This window comes from Nocardia sp. CA-136227 (genome assembly GCF_050955695.1).
Lineage (GTDB): Bacteria > Actinomycetota > Actinomycetes > Mycobacteriales > Mycobacteriaceae > Nocardia.
Window position 1 is genome coordinate 7,408,389 of record NZ_CP192081.1, and the last position, 16,002, is coordinate 7,424,390.

At 69.6% G+C, this 16,002-nt stretch carries 13 protein-coding genes; 8 read left to right on the forward strand and 5 right to left on the reverse strand.

What is annotated here, in order from left to right:
• Positions 1–242 precede the first annotated feature (242 nt).
• Positions 243–2,069 carry an acyl-CoA dehydrogenase gene (locus ACQP06_RS34290; RefSeq protein ID WP_433669211.1) on the forward strand — a complete coding sequence of 609 codons (1,827 nt, stop codon included), beginning with the start codon at positions 243–245 and terminating at the stop codon, positions 2,067–2,069.
• A gap of 56 nt (positions 2,070–2,125) precedes the next feature.
• Here ACQP06_RS34290 and ACQP06_RS34295 read toward each other — a convergent pair whose 3' ends face one another.
• Positions 2,126–3,754: a VanW family protein gene (locus tag ACQP06_RS34295; RefSeq protein ID WP_433673514.1), complete on the reverse strand. Its 1,629-nt coding sequence runs from the start codon at positions 3,752–3,754 to the stop codon at positions 2,126–2,128.
• A gap of 330 nt (positions 3,755–4,084) precedes the next feature.
• Between ACQP06_RS34295 and gnd the strand changes: the two genes are divergently transcribed.
• The 4 genes from gnd to ACQP06_RS34315 all read left to right on the forward strand — a co-directional run bounded on the left by gnd (position 4,085) and on the right by ACQP06_RS34315 (position 8,458).
• A complete protein-coding gene (gene gnd, locus ACQP06_RS34300; protein WP_433669213.1) occupies positions 4,085–5,113 on the forward strand; it encodes a phosphogluconate dehydrogenase (NAD(+)-dependent, decarboxylating) in 1,029 nt (342 codons plus the stop codon).
• Between the two features lie 162 nt (positions 5,114–5,275).
• Positions 5,276–6,442: a glycoside hydrolase family 3 N-terminal domain-containing protein gene (locus tag ACQP06_RS34305; RefSeq protein ID WP_433669215.1), complete on the forward strand. Its 1,167-nt coding sequence runs from the start codon at positions 5,276–5,278 to the stop codon at positions 6,440–6,442.
• A gap of 130 nt (positions 6,443–6,572) precedes the next feature.
• Positions 6,573–7,181 carry a TetR/AcrR family transcriptional regulator gene (locus ACQP06_RS34310; protein ID WP_379102574.1) on the forward strand — a complete coding sequence of 203 codons (609 nt, stop codon included), beginning with the start codon at positions 6,573–6,575 and terminating at the stop codon, positions 7,179–7,181.
• A gap of 101 nt (positions 7,182–7,282) precedes the next feature.
• Positions 7,283–8,458 (forward strand): DUF5685 family protein, encoded by a 1,176-nt coding sequence (locus tag ACQP06_RS34315; protein WP_433669216.1) that lies wholly within the window; start codon positions 7,283–7,285, stop codon positions 8,456–8,458.
• A 175-nt stretch (positions 8,459–8,633) separates the two neighbouring features.
• On the opposite strand, the gene ACQP06_RS34320 is transcribed toward ACQP06_RS34315, so the two are convergent.
• Together ACQP06_RS34320 and ACQP06_RS34325 are read right to left on the reverse strand one after the other, a co-directional pair.
• Positions 8,634–9,500: a MaoC/PaaZ C-terminal domain-containing protein gene (locus ACQP06_RS34320; RefSeq protein ID WP_433673515.1), complete on the reverse strand. Its 867-nt coding sequence runs from the start codon at positions 9,498–9,500 to the stop codon at positions 8,634–8,636.
• Complete coding sequence (locus tag ACQP06_RS34325; RefSeq protein ID WP_433669217.1) at positions 9,500–10,858, reverse strand: 3-oxoacyl-ACP reductase; 1,359 nt, start codon at positions 10,856–10,858, stop codon at positions 9,500–9,502. Before ACQP06_RS34325 ends, ACQP06_RS34320 begins: the two co-directional genes overlap by 1 nt.
• A gap of 173 nt (positions 10,859–11,031) precedes the next feature.
• Between ACQP06_RS34325 and ACQP06_RS34330 the strand changes: the two genes are divergently transcribed.
• Complete coding sequence (locus tag ACQP06_RS34330) at positions 11,032–12,354, forward strand: acetyl-CoA C-acetyltransferase (protein WP_433669219.1); 1,323 nt, start codon at positions 11,032–11,034, stop codon at positions 12,352–12,354.
• Positions 12,355–12,428: 74 nt separating this feature from the next.
• Here ACQP06_RS34330 and ACQP06_RS34335 read toward each other — a convergent pair whose 3' ends face one another.
• On the reverse strand, positions 12,429–13,538 hold the full coding sequence (locus ACQP06_RS34335; protein WP_433669221.1) for an ADP-ribosylglycohydrolase family protein: 1,110 nt from the start codon (positions 13,536–13,538) through the stop codon (positions 12,429–12,431).
• Between the two features lie 16 nt (positions 13,539–13,554).
• Positions 13,555–13,995: a hypothetical protein gene (locus tag ACQP06_RS34340; protein WP_433669222.1), complete on the reverse strand. Its 441-nt coding sequence runs from the start codon at positions 13,993–13,995 to the stop codon at positions 13,555–13,557.
• Between the two features lie 234 nt (positions 13,996–14,229).
• Between ACQP06_RS34340 and ACQP06_RS34345 the strand changes: the two genes are divergently transcribed.
• Both ACQP06_RS34345 and ACQP06_RS34350 read left to right on the forward strand, forming a co-directional pair.
• On the forward strand, positions 14,230–14,724 hold the full coding sequence (locus tag ACQP06_RS34345; protein WP_433669224.1) for a universal stress protein: 495 nt from the start codon (positions 14,230–14,232) through the stop codon (positions 14,722–14,724).
• Between the two features lie 163 nt (positions 14,725–14,887).
• Positions 14,888–15,979 carry an isochorismate synthase gene (locus ACQP06_RS34350; RefSeq protein WP_433669226.1) on the forward strand — a complete coding sequence of 364 codons (1,092 nt, stop codon included), beginning with the start codon at positions 14,888–14,890 and terminating at the stop codon, positions 15,977–15,979.
• Positions 15,980–16,002 lie beyond the last annotated feature (23 nt).

The window sequence follows — 16,002 nt, forward strand, 5'->3', positions numbered from 1 at the left end:
AGGGCTTTCACCTGCGACGACGGGATCCCCACGGACTCAGCGAAACCCCCACCCCCGGTTACCCGCGTGCTTTCGGTCACATTCGGCCTCGATCGGGTTGGCGGGCCCCCTACCGGTCGGTAACATGGCGCATAAGTTACCCGCTAGTAGCGCTGCTTTACGGTGTCTACCCGGTGGAGACCTTACGGGCGGGAACGGCACACACCGAACCGCACCCATCTCAATGGAGAGTGAGTACGACCATGGGTCACTACAAGAGCAACGTTCGCGACCTCGAGTTCAACCTGTTCGAGTTCCTGGGCATCCAGAAGCTCCTCGACGCGGGCGCCTACGGCGACCTCGACGCCGACACCGTCAAGGAAATGCTGAGCGAGGTCCGTCGCCTGGCCGAGGGCCCGCTCGCCGAGTCCTTCGCCGATGCCGACCGCAACCCGCCGGTGTTCAACCCCGACACCCACACGGTCACTCTCCCCGAGTCCTTCAAGAAGTCCTACCGCGCCCTCGAGGACGGCGGCTGGTCCAAGGTTCCCGTCCGCGAGGAGCTCGGTGGCCTCGGCGCCCCGTCCGTCGTCGGCTGGGCCCTGGGCGAGATGGTCCTGGGCGCCAACCCGGCCGCCCAGATGTACGCCGCCGGTGCGGGTTTCGCGCAGGTCTTCTACAACAACGGCACCGATGAGCAGAAGCAGTGGGCTCAGAAGATCGCCGACCGCAACTGGGGCGCCACCATGGTGCTGACCGAGCCCGACGCGGGCTCCGACGTCGGCGCCGGCCGCACCAAGGCGGTCCAGCAGGAAGACGGCACCTGGCACATCGAGGGCGTCAAGCGCTTCATCACCTCGGGCGACTCCGACGACCTGTTCGAGAACATCATGCACCTGGTGCTGGCCCGCCCCGAGGGCGCCGGCCCGGGCACCAAGGGTCTGTCGCTGTTCTACGTGCCGAAGTTCCACTTCGACTTCGAGACCGACACCCTGGGTGAGCGCAACGGCGTGTTCGTCACCAATGTCGAGCACAAGATGGGCATCAAGGTCTCGGCCACCTGTGAGGTCACCTTCGGCGGCCACGGCGTACCTGCCAAGGGCTGGCTGGTCGGCGAGGTCCACAACGGCATCGCGCAGATGTTCGACGTCATCGAGAACGCTCGAATGATGGTGGGCACCAAGGCCATCGCCACCCTGTCGACCGGTTACCTGAACGCGCTGGACTACGCCAAGACCCGCGTGCAGGGCGCCGACCTGACCCAGATGACCGACAAGGCCGCCCCGCGCGTCACCATCACCCACCACCCGGACGTGCGTCGTTCGCTGGCCATGCAGAAGGCCTACGCCGAGGGCCTGCGCGCCGTGTACCTGTACACCGCCGCGCACCAGAACGCCGATGTCGCCGAGCTGGTCTCGGGCGCCGACAAGGACACCGCGTTCCGCGTCAACGACCTGCTGCTGCCGATCGTCAAGGGTGTCGGCTCCGAGCGCGCCTACCAGTACCTGACCGACTCGCTGCAGACCTTCGGTGGCTCCGGCTTCCTGCAGGACTACCCGATCGAGCAGTACATCCGCGACGCCAAGATCGACTCGCTGTACGAGGGCACCACCGCCATCCAGGCGCAGGACTTCTTCTTCCGCAAGATCGCCCGCGACCGCGGTGTGGCGCTGGCCCACGTGGCCGGCCAGATCCAGAAGTTCATCGAGCGCGAGGGCGGCAACGGCCGCCTGAAGGCCGAGCGCAAGCTGCTCGCCACCGCCCTCGAGGATGTCCAGGGCATGGCCGCCACCCTGACCGGGCACCTGATGGGCGCCCAGCAGGACCCGAAGGAGCTCTACAAGGTCGGCCTGGGTTCTGTCCGCTTCCTGCTGGCCGTCGGTGACCTGATCATCGGCTGGCTGCTGCTGTCGCAGGCCGAGGTCGCCATCAACGCCCTCGACGCCGGCTCCACCGAGAAGTTCTACGACGGCAAGATCGCCACCGCGCAGTTCTTCGCCCGCAACGTGCTGCCCGAGCTGACCTCGGTCCGCACCGTCCTGTCGAACCTCGACAACGACATCATGGAACTCGACGAAGCCGCGTTCTGATAGCTGAATGACGAAGGGGCCCGGGTGATCACCCGGGCCCCTTCGCTATATCCGGATCACTGGCACCGCACGACCGGGATCGGGTCGTATTTGACGGTGCGGGTGTTGCGGGAGATCTCCTTGCCCGTCTTGGCGTCGCGGATGACGCGGGTGTCGGAGGTGGTGAAGCCGGAGCCGCCGCTGGAGGGGACGCAGTCCTTGCCCGCGGGCAGCGTGATGGTCTGGGGCTCGGTGTATTTGGAGCGGTCCCCGGTGATCGATTCGACGTCGACGGTCTTGGTGCCCCACATGCGGACGGTCACGTTCGAGGCGTCGGAGGTGGCGTCGATGATCACGCCGTACGGGGTGTTGTTGCGGAACTTCAGGTCGATCGCGCCGTCGAAGACGGTGGCCTCGCGGGCGGCCGGATAGCGCGAGATGTAGTAGCTGTGCTCGGTGTGGCCCGCGTCCTCCATGCCCGCGAAATAGGCGGCGTTGTAGAGGGTGGTGGCGAACTGCGAGATGCCGCCGCCGACCGCGTTGGCGGGACGGCCGTTGTTGATGATGCCGGACTCCACATAGCCTTCGGCCACGCCGCGGGGGCCGGTGAAACCGTTGAGCGAGAACGTCTCCCCGGGCCGCACCAGCGCGCCGTTCACCTTGCGGGCGACCACGCCGATGTTCACCCCGGACGGCCCGCTGAACCCGCCGGTGGTGAAGGAGCCGATCACCTCGGTGATGCCCAGCTTGCCCGCCTCCTCGGTGGTCAGCTTGGGCTGCACCTCCTTGTAGGCCACCGGCTTGACCCGCATGCCCGGCGAATTCAGCACGGCCGGAAGGTCTTCCAGGGTCTTGTCCCAGTCGACCAGCAGCCCGGGCACCGCGGGCCGCACCGCGGCGCGGGAACCGCTCAGGTCGAAGCTCGCGTCCTGCGGCTTCGTCTCGGTGGCCTGCAACTGCGGGGCCAGGATGGCGATCATCGACTCCCGGTTGATCGAAAGGCCCAGTCCGCCATGGCCGTCCGGCGGGAAAGCGAGCACGCTCGCGATCTGCGCCGGTTCCACGGTGGCGTCGCCGCCCTGTCCGGTGAACGTGATCGGGGCGCGCACGGCCGGTTCGGCGACCATCCGCAGGGTGCGGTCGACAGCGTCGGCGGTCACCGTGGCCGGGGTCTCCACCATGGGCAGGGTCATCGCCGATCCGTCGGCCCAGTGGTCGATCAGGGTGGTGCGGGCGGCCGGGGCGTCGAGGGTCAGGCCGGGCACCGGGCGGACCGCGACGGGCAGCGCGCCCTCGAAGGCGATCCCACCCTCGACCGGACGCCGATCGTGCGCCCGCAGGGCCTCCAGCTGCTTGTCCAGGGCCGTGGCGTCGACGGTGGAGGCGGGTTCCACCTCGTGGGTGGTGAAGAAGGACGCGATCCGGGTGAAGGGGTTGAGCGGCTGACCGCCGATCCGGTCCCAGGTGCCGTCCCAGTCGACGCCCAGTCCGGCGGCCCGCGGCACCACGTCGGTGGTGGCGTCCCCGGTGCGGACGGTGATCGGCCGGGTCGCCCGCTGTTCGAGCGCGGGTTCCAGCCGGGCCCGGGCGGCCGCCCGATCCTCGCCGCCGATATCGATCCCGGCCACCTGTGTACCGCGCGGCACATTTCCGGACGAAACGGACAGATCAACCAGGTATCCGACCGTCGCGGCGGCCACCAGCATACCAACGGCGATCCCGGCGCGACGCCCAGCCTTCAAATTCAGAGCATGGCGTACACGAGCAATTCCACCGGTCACGACCATCTCCCCAGCTCTCAGCAAACCTGCTGCAACGATACCGGTCGCGCGGTTTAGAGCCAGTCCTGAGATGCAAAGAGCTCCGTGCGGTTGCCGGGTCGGGGGTCTGGCAACAGCACGGAGCCACCCGTTCTATCGACACCGGTTCCAGGGTGTTACACACCCATTTCACGAATCGGGAAAAGTTTCCGGAGAGGGCTATCGTCGTCATAGCGAACGCAACATCTGATCTCGAAAGAGGCGGAGGAGCGACCTATGCAGCTGGGGATGATCGGGCTCGGGCGGATGGGCGCGAATATCGTGCGCCGGATCGTGCGCGACGGGCATACCGCGGTCGGATATGAACGCAAGCCCGGGCACATCGAGGAACTCGCGGGGGAACTCGGCGACAAGTTCCAGGGCAGTACCGAACTTCAGGAATTCGTGGCCATGCTCGACACCCCACGCGTGGTGTGGGTGATGATCCCCGCCGGCGCGACGGGCACGGTCATCGATGATGTCGCCGAGCTGCTGGAGCCCGGCGACATCATCATCGACGGCGGCAACAGCCGCTACCACGAGGACATCGCCCGCGCGAACAAGCTGCGGCCCAAGGGGATTCACTACGTCGACATCGGCACCTCGGGCGGCGTGTTCGGTCTCGAGCGCGGCTTCTGCCTGATGATCGGCGGCGAACCGGAACCCGTCGCGCACCTGGATCCGCTGCTGAGATCCATCGCCCCCGGCGTCGACGCCGCGCCCCGCACACCCGGCCGCAGCGGCACCCCGTCCCAGGCCGAGCAGGGCTATCTGCACTGCGGCCCGGCGGGTGCGGGGCATTTCGTGAAGATGGTGCACAACGGGATCGAATACGGCGCGATGGCCGCCTATGCCGAGGGCCTCAATATCCTGCACAAAGCGAATGTCGGCAGCGAACAGGACGACGAGCATTCCGCGGAAGTCACGCCGCTCGAACATCCCGAGTACTACCGCTACGACATCGATATCCCCGAGGTGGCCGAGGTGTGGCGGCGCGGATCGGTGGTGGCGTCCTGGCTGCTCGACCTCACCGCCGCCGAGTTGTACGCCGACCCGAATCTCGATTCCTTCGGCGGCCGGGTCTCCGACTCCGGGGAGGGCCGCTGGACCGTGGACGCCGCCATCGACGAGGGCGTGCCCGCGCCGGTGCTGTCGGCGGCCCTGTTCCAGCGTTTCGCCTCCCGCGGCGAAGCCCTGTTCGCGGACAAGACGCTGTCGGCCATGCGCCAGGCCTTCGGCGGGCATCACGAGCTGCCGGAGCGGTAAGTGGGATACGAAAGGCGACAACAGATTTCGCGAGTTTGGGGGTAACTCGCCGGGTACGTCGGGAATCGGCTCGGCTCCCAGCCGCCGGCACGGGTGCGAACGGCAGACGGCTCTCAGCCGTCCGCTGAAGTCTCGGGGAGGCGGAGGAGCTACCGTCGAAGCATGCGCCTTGCACCGGGGATCGTTGTCGCGGTAACCGCCCTCGCCCTGACCGCCTGTTCGGGTGGGAAGGACTCCACCGACGCCGCGCCGACCAGCGGTAGCGCGGCGCCGAGCAGCAGCGCCGTCGCGCCGCCGCCGACGACGACGGGCAAGCAGGACTGCGCGGCCGGGTACCTCTCGGAGTTCACCCTGCGGCAGAAGCTCGCGCAGCTGCTGACCGTCGGCGTGACCGGTGAGGCCGACGCCGAGAACGTGGTGCGGAACGAGCAGATCGGCGGCATCTTCATCGGCAGCTGGACCGACAAGGCCATGCTGGCCCAGCATCAGGTCGACGCCGTTCAGCAGGCGTCGCGGACCCCGCTCATGGTGACCATCGACGAGGAGGGCGGCCGGGTCTCGCGGGCCAAGGACCTGATCGGGCCCGCGCCCTCGGCCCGGGTGATCGCCCAGACCATGAGCCCCGACGAGTTCTACACCTTCAGCCTGGACCGGGCGAAGCAGCTGCGGGCGCTGGGCGTGACCGTGGACTTCGCGCCGGACACCGATGTGAGCGCGCAGCCCGACGACTCGGTGATCGGCGACCGCTCCTTCTCCGACGATCCGGATGTGGTGACGCAGTACGCGGGCGCGCAGATCCGGGCCATGAAGGACGCCGGGCTGGGCAGTCTGATCAAGCATTTCCCGGGTCACGGCTCGGGTTCGGGCGACTCGCACACCGGCGCGGTGCGGACGCCGCCGCTGGATCAGATGCAGACCACGGACCTGGTCCCGTTCCGCAATCTGGTGGATTCGGGCGCCGCCGTGATGGTCGGGCACCTGGATGTGCCGGGTCTGACCACCGCGAATGTGCCGGCCAGTATCAGCCCGCAGGCGATGGCGCTGCTGCGTCAGGGCACGGGTTACGGCGCAGCACCCTTCGAGGGCGTCATCTTCACCGACGACTTGGGCGGCATGGCCGCGATCACCAGCCGGATGAGCATCGAGGACGCGGTGGAGGCCGCCCTGATCGCGGGGGCCGACAATGCCCTGTGGATCACCACGGACGCGGTGCCGAAGGTGCTGGACCGGCTCGTGGCGGCGGTGAACAGTGGCCGCTTACCGGGATCCCAGGTGGATGCCTCGGTCTTGCGCATGGCAAAGTTCAAGGGCTCCGCGCCGCACTGCTGAGATCGGCTCCGACGCCGCCGTCCAGGCATGGCGAATCACCGGCAATTCACACTGGCGGAACTTACCATGGAGTAAGATAAGGGCTTCGGCGCTTGCGATGAGCGCCGACTGTCCGGTCCGAGGAGAGTGAATGGCAGGCGGAACGAAACGGCTTCCTCGCGCGGTGCGCGAGCAGCAGATGCTCGACGCCGCCGTGGAGGTCTTCTCGCGCAAGGGCTACCACGACACCTCGATGGACGCGATCGCCGCCGAGGCGAAGATCTCCAAGCCGATGCTGTACCTCTACTACGGCTCCAAGGACGAACTCTTCCGCGCCTGCATCCTGCGCGAGAGCGCGCGGTTCATCGAAGCGGTCGCGGTCGCGGGCAACCCCAAGCTCACCCCGCACGAGCAGCTGCGCGCGGGCCTGGAGGCGTTCCTCGCCTACGTGGACCAGAACCGGCTGTCCTGGCAGGTCCTCTACCGGCAGGCGCTCGGCCAGCAGCCGTTCGCCACCGAGATCGCCAACAGCCGCGACCGGATCATCGAGCTCACCGCGAAACTGCTGGAGTCCAGCGCCAAGTACGCCGAGCCGGGCACCAATTTCGAGGTGGTGTCGGTGGCGGTGATCGGCGCGGGCGAGGCCATCGCCGACCGGGTCGCCAGCGGGCAGATCGACATGGACGTGGCCGTGAACCTGCTCGACGATCTGGCCTGGCGAGGTCTGTCCGGCAGCAAGAAGCGGGCCGAGCCCGCCTGAACCGGTGCGGCCCGCCGGACTTGCCGTCCCGGCGCGCGCCTGCCACAGTTCGCTGCGATCGTGTTGCAGGACGGCCCTTCCGGCCGGGGAGCGGGGACATCTTGTTCGGCTTGCTGAAGCCGTGCGCGCACAGTGCGGCACGGCACGGAATCGACCCCTCGGCGTGGCAGGCGCACATGTGCGGTCTGTGCCTGGGCTTGCGCGACGGGCACGGCCAGCTGGCCCGCGCGGCCACCAATACCGACGCCATCGTGCTCGAGATCCTCACCGAGGCACAGCAATCGCTGCCTTCGGCACGTACGGCCGCGGGCCCGTGCCCGCTGCGCGGTATGCGCCGGGCCGAGGTGCTCGCCGCGGACGCGCCCGGGGTCCGGCTGGCCGCCACCGCGTCACTGCTGCTGGGCGCGGCCAAGATTCGCGATCACGTGGACGACGGTGACGCCCACCGGCTGGCCCGCCGGCCGCTGACCCGCGTCTCCACCCGCTGGCACGCCCGGGCCCGCTCGGCCGCCGCGCCGCTGGGCCTGGATGTGGAACCCCTGATCGCGGCCATCGAATCGCAGCTGCGCCTGGAGAACTCGCCCGGCAGCTCGCTGGCGGAACTGACCGAGCCGACCCAGGTCTGCGCCGCGGCGCTGTTCGCGCACACCGCGATCCTGGCCGATCGCCCCGAGAACGCCGGCGCGCTGCGCGAAGCCGGATGGCATTTCGGCCGGATCGCCCATCTCGCGGACGCGCTCGAGGATCTCGACGCCGACCGGGCCGAGGGGCGTTTCAATCCGCTGTCCGCCACCGGAACCACGCCGGAGCAGGCGCATGCCCTGGTGGCCGAATCGAATTCGCTCTTGCGCGCGGCCCTGACCCGGGTCGCCCTGGACCGGACCGCGACGGTCCGCTGGGCGCTGCTCGATCCGCTGGGCAGTGTGGTCAAGCGGCTCGGCCGGGCCGCAGGCGTCGTCCACACCTGCGCCACGGGTGCGTGCCGCACCCAGACAGCGTCGCTGCCGGTGGCGACCTTCACGCAGCGGCCGGGTTCGGATGACCTGCGCGAGAAGCCGAACCTGCTCGAAGGTCTCGGCATCATCTGCACCCAGTACTGCACCGGGTACGCGTGCTGCGCCGAGCACACCAGCCCGTGCAGCGGCCGCCGCAAGGAGCCGTGGATGAACTGCTGCGACGGCTGCGGGAATTGCGGTTGCGACGGCTGTGACGGTTGCGGGGACTGCTGCGACTGTGACTGCGACTGCTGCGACTGCGGTTGCGATTGTGGCTGCTGACGCCGGATCGGTGTCCGTCCCACGAAATGGCAAGAGCCGCACGCTGTTTCGTACCGGATGTAGAAACCCCTGCGTGGCGACATCCGGTATCCGAGACAACGTGCGGCTCTTCACCCCCGTCGGGCGGGCCGTGTGATCACGGCTCCGCCCGAAACCTCGGGTGTCAGGCTCGTACTCAGCGCAGCGTAGCGGTGAGGTGTGGATAGCCCTTCTTCGGGTGCTTCAAGGACAAGTCCCACCCACCGGACGCCTGGTCGGCGTACACGTTCACGGTGGACGGCAGCAGGATCGGCTTGCCGAACTTCACCGAGTAGGTGGTCCGGTCCGGAACCCGGCCCTCGATGGACCCGAGAATGGCGGCCGCCGACCACATGCCGTGCGCGATCGGCTTCGGGAATCCAAAGGCCTTGGCGCCCAGCGCGGAGGTGTGGATCGGGTTGTGGTCACCCGACGCGGCGGCGTAGCGGTTGATCATCTTCGGATCGACCCGCAGCGTGCGCAGCGGCGCGGGCGGCACCTCGTCCGGCTTCGGCTCCGGCTTGGGGCCGCCGGACAGCGAGGTGCGCTGCTGGTGCAGGAAGGTGGTGACCTGCCGCCACACCAGCTCACGACCGACACTCACCTCGGTGACGGCGTCCACGAGCAGGCCCTTCGGGTGCTCACGCAGGTTCTCGATGTGGGTGTCGAAGTCCAGCGGCTCGGCGACCGAGATGGGACGGGTGCGCTCGATGACGTTCTCCGCGTGCACCGCGCCGACCGCCACGAACGGGAAGTCCCGCGCGACGACCAGCTGCATGGCCAGCGGGAAGCTGAGCACGAACGGGTAGGTCAGCGGCAGCGAGTCGCTGAAGCGCAGCCCGGTGGCCCGGCAGTAGGCGGCCAGGTGGTCCGGGTTCACCCGGAAGCCCTCCAGCCGGACGCTGCGATCGGGCAGGGTCGGCTTGCGGGCCGAGAGTCCGGGCACCGGCAGCGCGCCGAGGGCGGCCTTGACGAACAGGCCACCGTTCTTCGGCACCTCGGACAGAGTGATGGTCTGCGACATCATGCTCCGATCATGGCCTGGCCGCAGACGCGAACGATGTTGCCGTTCACCGCGTTCGAGGCCGGGGAGGCGAAGTAGGCGATGGTCTCGGCGACGTCCACGGTCTGACCACCCTGCAGCAGGGAGGACAGCAGGCGGCCGCCCTCGCGGGTGGCCAGCGGGATGGCGGCGGTCATGGCGGTCTCGATGAAGCCGGGGGCCACCGCGTTGATGGTGATGCCCTTCTCGGCCAGCTTCGGGGCCTCGGCGTTCACCATGCCGATGACACCGGCCTTGGAGGCGCCGTAGTTGGTCTGACCGCGGTTACCGGCGATGCCGGCGATGGAGGACACGTCGATGACGCGGCCGCCGGCGCGCAGCGCGCCCGCGGCGACCAGGCCCTCGGTGATGCGGTGCGGCGCGGCCAGGTTCACGTTGATGACCGAGTTCCAGCGGCCCTCGTCCATATTGGCGAGCAGCTTGTCGCGGGTGATGCCGGCGTTGTGGACGACGATGTCGATGCCGCCGAAACGCTCGGTGGCGAAGGCGGCCAGCTTCTCGGCGGCGTCGGCGGCGGTGACGTCCAGCGCGAGGGCGGTGGCGCCGACCTTGTTGGCGGTCTCGGACAGCGCCTCACCGGCGGCCGGGATGTCGGCGACGATCACGGTCGCGCCGTCCCGGGCGAAGACCTCGGCGATGGTGGCGCCGATACCGCGGGCGGCGCCGGTGACCACGGCCACCTTGCCCTCCAGCGGCTTGTCCCAGGAGGCGGGGGCGACGGCGTCGTCGGAGCCGACCCGGAAGACCTGGCCGTCGACGAAGGCCGACTTGCCCGACAGCACGAAGCGCAGGGTGGACTCCAGACCCGTTGCGGCGGTGGCGGCTTCGGGGTGCAGGTACACGAGGTTGGCGGTGGCGCCGCGCAGCAGCTCCTTGCCGACCGAGCGGGTGAAGCCCTCGAGCGCGCGCTGCGCGATCTGGCCGTCGACCGAACCGGCCAGCTCGGGGGTGGTGCCGATGACCAGCACGCGGCCCGAGGGGGCGATGCTGCGCATGGCGGGCTGGAAGAACTCGAACAGCTGCTGCAGCTCTTCGATGGTGCGGATACCGGTGGCGTCGAACACCAGCGCGCCGAACTTCACGCCCGGGGTGACGGCGTCGACGAAGGTGTAGTCGCCCAGCAGGTTTCGCACGGCGTCCGCGGCGCGGCCCTTGCCGCCGAGCAGCACGGGGCCGGGGAGGGCGGCTTCGCCCGCCTTGTAGCGGCGCAGCGTCTCCGGCTGCGGCAGGCCCAGCTTCGAGGCCAGGAACGCGCCGGGGGCGGAGTGAACGAAAGATCCGTAGAGGTTGGGAGCGCCCTTGCTCTTGCTGGCAGCCACGTTTCCTACCTTCTCCTTGTCTAGGTCCGCGGGAAGCGGCATAGCGCACATCTGCGGGGTACGGTGTCGACAATGAACTTACTCCAGAGTAAGTTTAATGTAAACCGACTGACGCGCACCCCCCGGGGCTGCGCGTGCGGAAACCTCCCACCGACGAGACACTGGAGACTCGAGTGACCACCAAAGCCCGTTCGGCGAAGGCCGCGGCCAAGAACACCAAGCAGGCCCGCCCGGTTGCCATCCTCGGCGGTAACCGCATCCCGTTCGCGCGGTCCGACGGCAAGTACGCCCACGCCTCCAACCAGGACATGTTCACCGCCACCCTGAACGGCCTGGTCTCCCGCTTCGGCCTGCAGGGCGAGCGCCTGGGCATGGTCGTCGGCGGCGCGGTGCTCAAGCGCGTCGGCGAACACGGCATGATCCGCGAGAGCGTGCTGGGCTCGACCCTGTCGCCTTACACCTCGGCCCACGACTTGCAGCTCGCCTGTGGCACCGGCCTGCAGTCCATCGTCACCGTCGCCGACGGCATCGCCCTGGGCCGCATCGAGAACGGTATCGGCGGCGGCACCGACACCACCTCCGACGCGCCGATCGGCGTCAGCGAGGGTATGCGCGAGTGGATGCTCGACGCCAACCGCGCCAAGAAGAACTCCGACTACGTGAAGCTGGTCGGCCGCCTGCGCCCGTCCATGGTCGGCATCGAGATCCCGCGCAACGCCGAGCCGCGCACCGGCCTGTCCATGGGTGACCACGCCGCCATCACCGCGAAGGAGTTCGGCATCTCCCGCGAGGCGCAGGACGAGCTGGCCTACCTGTCGCACAAGAACATGGCCGCCGCCTACGACCGCGGCTTCATGGACGACCTGATCACCCCGTTCCTGGGCCTGACCCGCGACGACAACCTGCGTCCGGGCTCCACCCTGGAGAAGCTCGCCACCCTGAAGCCGGTCTTCGGCACCAAGCTGGGCGACGCCACCATGACCGCCGGCAACTCCACCCCGCTCACCGACGGCGCGTCCGCGGTGCTGCTGGGCTCCGAGGAGTGGGCGGCCGCGCGCAACCTCTCCCCGCTGGCCTACCTGGTGGACTCCGAGGTCGCCGCGGTGGACTACATCCACGGCCCCGACGGCCTGCTCATGGCCCCCACCTACGCGGTACCGCGCATGCTGGCCCGCAACGGCCTGACCCTGCAGGACTTCGACTACTACGAGATCCACGAGGCCTTCGCCTCCGTGGTGCTCGCCACCCTGCAGGCGTGGGAGTCGGACCAGTACTGCAAGGAGCGCCTGGGCCTGGACGGCGCGCTCGGCAAGATCGACCGCTCCAAGCTGAACGTGAACGGCTCCTCGCTCGCCGCGGGCCACCCGTTCGCCGCCACCGGCGGCCGCATCATCGCCCAGACCGCCAAGCAGCTGGCGGAGAAGGGTGGCGGCCGCGCGCTGGTCTCCATCTGCGCCGCCGGCGGCCAGGGCGTCGTCGCCATCGTCGAGCGCTAGCCGACGCCGCGTCACCCCCGCGAAGGCGGTGCGGTCCGAGTCCTCGGATCGCACCGCCTTTCTCGTATCCGGGTCTATACGAGCAGGTTTCGCGTGCGGCCGGCCAGATCGGCGAGACCGTTCCCGTCGGTGGCGGCGAGCGCGGCGGCCCCGGTCAGGATGCCCGCCACCGAGCCGGCGGTCGCGCTGTTCGAGTCGGTGTCCCAGCCGCCCTGGACGGTCAGGGTGACGGTCCGGTCGAAATCGCCGCCGCCCCAGAGCAATCCGGCCGCGATCAGGCAGGCGTTGCCGATGGCGTGCACCCGGTTGTAGTGGTCGTGGCGGGCGTGGACGGCGGTCACCACCCGCTCCCAGGTGTCGCCGCGAGCGTGGTCGGCGAGCACCTCGGCCAGGGCCACGGCGAGGCGGGAACGGGCCGGGACCACGGCCGCGGCGGTGGTCAGCGCCGAGGCCGGGACGTGGTCGGTGAAGGCGGCGGCGATCAGGGCGGCCGACCACATGGCGGCCCATAAACCGTTGCCCGTGTGGGAGATCGAGGCGTCGCGGGCGGCCGCGTCGGCAGCCCGGCGGGGGTGGCCGGGGTGGGTGTAGCCGTGGATGTCGGCGCGGGCGAGGGCGCCGACCCACTCCCGGTACGGGTTTCGGTAGGTGGCGGTGTCGGGTGGGGCGAAGCCGTCGATGAGATTGCGGTAGGCGACCCGTTCGGCGGTGTAGGTCCACAGGAACGGCAGGCGCTCGAGCCATTCGGCCGCGACGTCGTCGGGGCTGAAGTCGAGGCCGCGGCGTTCCAGCAGGTGCAGGCCGAGCACCGCGTAGTCGATTTCGGTGGCGGCGCGGGAACGAGCGGCGTGGCGGCCGAGCCAGCCGCCGTGCAGGCGATCCAGCAGTTCCGGTTCCGGCAGCGTTCCGGCCGAATCCTGCTCGCTCCCGGCCGGATTGCCGGGGTGCGGCGCGTCGGCCCACTCCGTGTACGGCCAATCCGGTAGCCGGGGCGCGTGTTCGATCTTGTCCAGCAGCCGCCAGCAGGCCGCGGGAACCGGTCGGTCGGCGTTCGCCAGCTCGTGCACTTCTTCCTCGAAGTCGTCCACGGCGTAACCGGATTCGGCGCGCTGACACCACTCGTAATACAGCAGGGCACGGGGGTCGGCCTCATGATGGCCGAACATGGCCGCCTCGATCGTCACCTCGATACCGCAGCGGTCACAGCACCGCGCGGGTGGCCGTGACCACCTCGGAGAGCAGCGGCAGCGATTCGTCGCGCCGGGGCTCGCGCGCCCACCAGCGACCCTCGTGGGTGTGCCGCCCGAATCCGGTGGGCAGGATGACATTACTGCGGTGCGGGCCGATGTCGACGCTGTTGCGCTCCAGCAGCTCCAGCAGGTCGTCGGCGGGGTAGCCGTCGAAGACCGCGAGGAAGGTGCGGCGCGACGGCTTGTCGCGCACCAGCACCGGGCCGGGTGTGCCGCGCTCCATCATCTCGCGAAGGATCAAGCCCCCCAAGGGTTCCGGGGTGTTCAACGCCGCGATGGTGTCGTTGAGCGGTAGCACTACGAAGCCGGGGGTGGTCACGTGCACGTGGGGGAGACCGAACAGGGAGCGGTACACACGCGCCCACTCCTGCGGGGTCGTCAGCTCGTCCAACCGCACAATCCACCCCTCGTTCGGGCCCTGCTCCAACGACGGCGATGTCGATCGTCGGCGACCGCCGACAATTTCAGTGAAAACCCGTACCCCCCATCGCACCACCGCTTTGGGTGAATCGTTCGCAAACTGTGGAGAACTTGCGACGTGCCGGGTCTTGCCAAGTCCACTGGACAGCGGGCCCGAGGGGTAGCCTCGGGAGGACAGAGAGGCGTTCCTACCAGGAGGTTCGTCATGCCCTGCGATTTGATGCTGATCGCCTACGACGGCTCCGAGAACGCCCGGCGGGCCGTCGAATACGCGGGACGGTTCCTGGCCGCGAATCGGGCCGTGGTGCTGACGGCGTGGGAGCCGATGGTGCGACAGGCCGCGCGGCTGTCGGGGCTGTCCGGAGTGATGCAGCCGGAGTGGATGACCGACGACGAAATAGAGGACGTCGCGCTCGTGGACGCCCGGAATATCAATGCCGAAGGCGTGCGGCTGGCCAAACTGGCCGGTCTCAATGCTGAGGCGCGCACCGTGGAGTGCAGCACCACCATCTGGACCGCCATCGTCGAGACCGCCGACGAGCTGGATGTGGACATCATCGTGGCGGGCACCCGCGGGGCCACCGGCATCCGCGCCCTCATGCACTCCAGCGTCGCCGACGCCGTGCTCAAGCACTGCCACCGGCCGGTGCTGATGGTGCCGCCGGGCCGCGAACCCGACGAGAAACCCGCCGGTCGGTGAGGCTCCGGCCCTGGTCGGCGCCCCGCTCGCGGGCCGGATCGCACCGCTTGCGGGAAAGATGCTGGGCCGCAGGGTGATCCGTCTCACCACGCCGACGGCGGGGTGAGAGATGCGTCGCTCCCGGGGCTCGAGCGCGCGGGCGCGGGGCTATCGTCGATCCATCATGGACGGATTTCTGCTCGCGACCCCGGACGGTGTGCTGCGCACCTCCGGCACCCGGGCCGCGTTCGACTCGGCGGCGGCCGCGAGCACGGCGCTACGGTCCGCCGCGGCCGAGCTGATCGTGGGCGCGCTGCCCTTCGATCCGCGCGGGCGGGCCGCGCTGACCGCCCCCGAGCAGGCCCTCCACACCGCCGGTCCGTGGCGGCCCGCCGCCCTGCCGGACCTGCCCGAAGTGCGGGTCGTCGCCGAAATACCGAGTGCCGCAGACCATGTCGCGCGGGTCACGAAACTGGTCGAGCAACTGGGCGATCCGGCGCAGCCGCTGCGCAAGGTGGTGGCCGCCCGCGCGCTGCGGGTGGCGGCGGAGGCCCCGCTGGAACCCGAGGTGATCGCGGCCCACCTGGTCACCAGGCATCCGCGCGCCGCCGTCTACGCCGTCGACCTGACCGCCGCCGGACGGCCGGGCGACACTCTCCTCGGCGCTACTCCGGAAACCCTGGTGTCGCGGCACGGCCGCGCCGTCACCCTGCGCCCGCTGGCGGGCACGCTGCCCCGGCTCGCCGATCCGGCCGCCGACGCCGAGCAAGCCCGGGATTTGCTGGCCAGCACCAAGAATCGCGACGAGCACGCCTACGTGATCGATTGGATCCGGGAGCTGCTGACCCCCGTCTGCTCCGAGCTATCCATTCCCGACGCCCCCGAACTGCTCTCCACCCCCGAGGTCTGGCACCTGGCCACCCCCATCCGCGGCGTCCTGCGCGACCCGGCCATCACCGCCCTGGACCTGGCCGTTCTGCTGCATCCCACTCCCGCGGTCTGCGGCACCCCCACCGATCTGGCCCTGGACGCCATCGCGGCGCTCGAGGGCGACCGCGGTTTCTACGGCGGCGCGGTCGGCTGGTGCGACGCCGCCGGCGACGGCGACTGGTTCGTGGCGATCCGCTGCGCCGAACTCGCCGCCGACGCCCGCACCCTGCGCGCTTCCGCCGGCGGCGGCATCGTCGCGGCCTCCGACCCGGTCGCCGAACTCCACGAGACCACCGCCAAACTCCGCACCTTCCTGGGCGGACTGAGCTGTGCGATTCCGGAGTAACCGGGCTGCGCGATTCCGGACCA

Bases quoted from the DNA above. Each gene is read 5' to 3' on its own strand.
- ACQP06_RS34290 (WP_433669211.1), top strand. From the start codon at position 243: ATGGGTCACTACAAGAGCAACGTTCGCGACCTCGAGTTCAACCTGTTC.
- ACQP06_RS34295 (WP_433673514.1), bottom strand. From the start codon at position 3,754: ATGCTGGTGGCCGCCGCGACGGTCGGATACCTGGTTGATCTGTCCGTT.
- gnd (WP_433669213.1), top strand. From the start codon at position 4,085: ATGCAGCTGGGGATGATCGGGCTCGGGCGGATGGGCGCGAATATCGTG.
- ACQP06_RS34305 (WP_433669215.1), top strand. From the start codon at position 5,276: ATGCGCCTTGCACCGGGGATCGTTGTCGCGGTAACCGCCCTCGCCCTG.
- ACQP06_RS34310 (WP_379102574.1), top strand. From the start codon at position 6,573: ATGGCAGGCGGAACGAAACGGCTTCCTCGCGCGGTGCGCGAGCAGCAG.
- ACQP06_RS34320 (WP_433673515.1), bottom strand. From the start codon at position 9,500: ATGTCGCAGACCATCACTCTGTCCGAGGTGCCGAAGAACGGTGGCCTG.
- ACQP06_RS34345 (WP_433669224.1), top strand. From the start codon at position 14,230: ATGCCCTGCGATTTGATGCTGATCGCCTACGACGGCTCCGAGAACGCC.
- ACQP06_RS34350 (WP_433669226.1), top strand. From the start codon at position 14,888: ATGGACGGATTTCTGCTCGCGACCCCGGACGGTGTGCTGCGCACCTCC.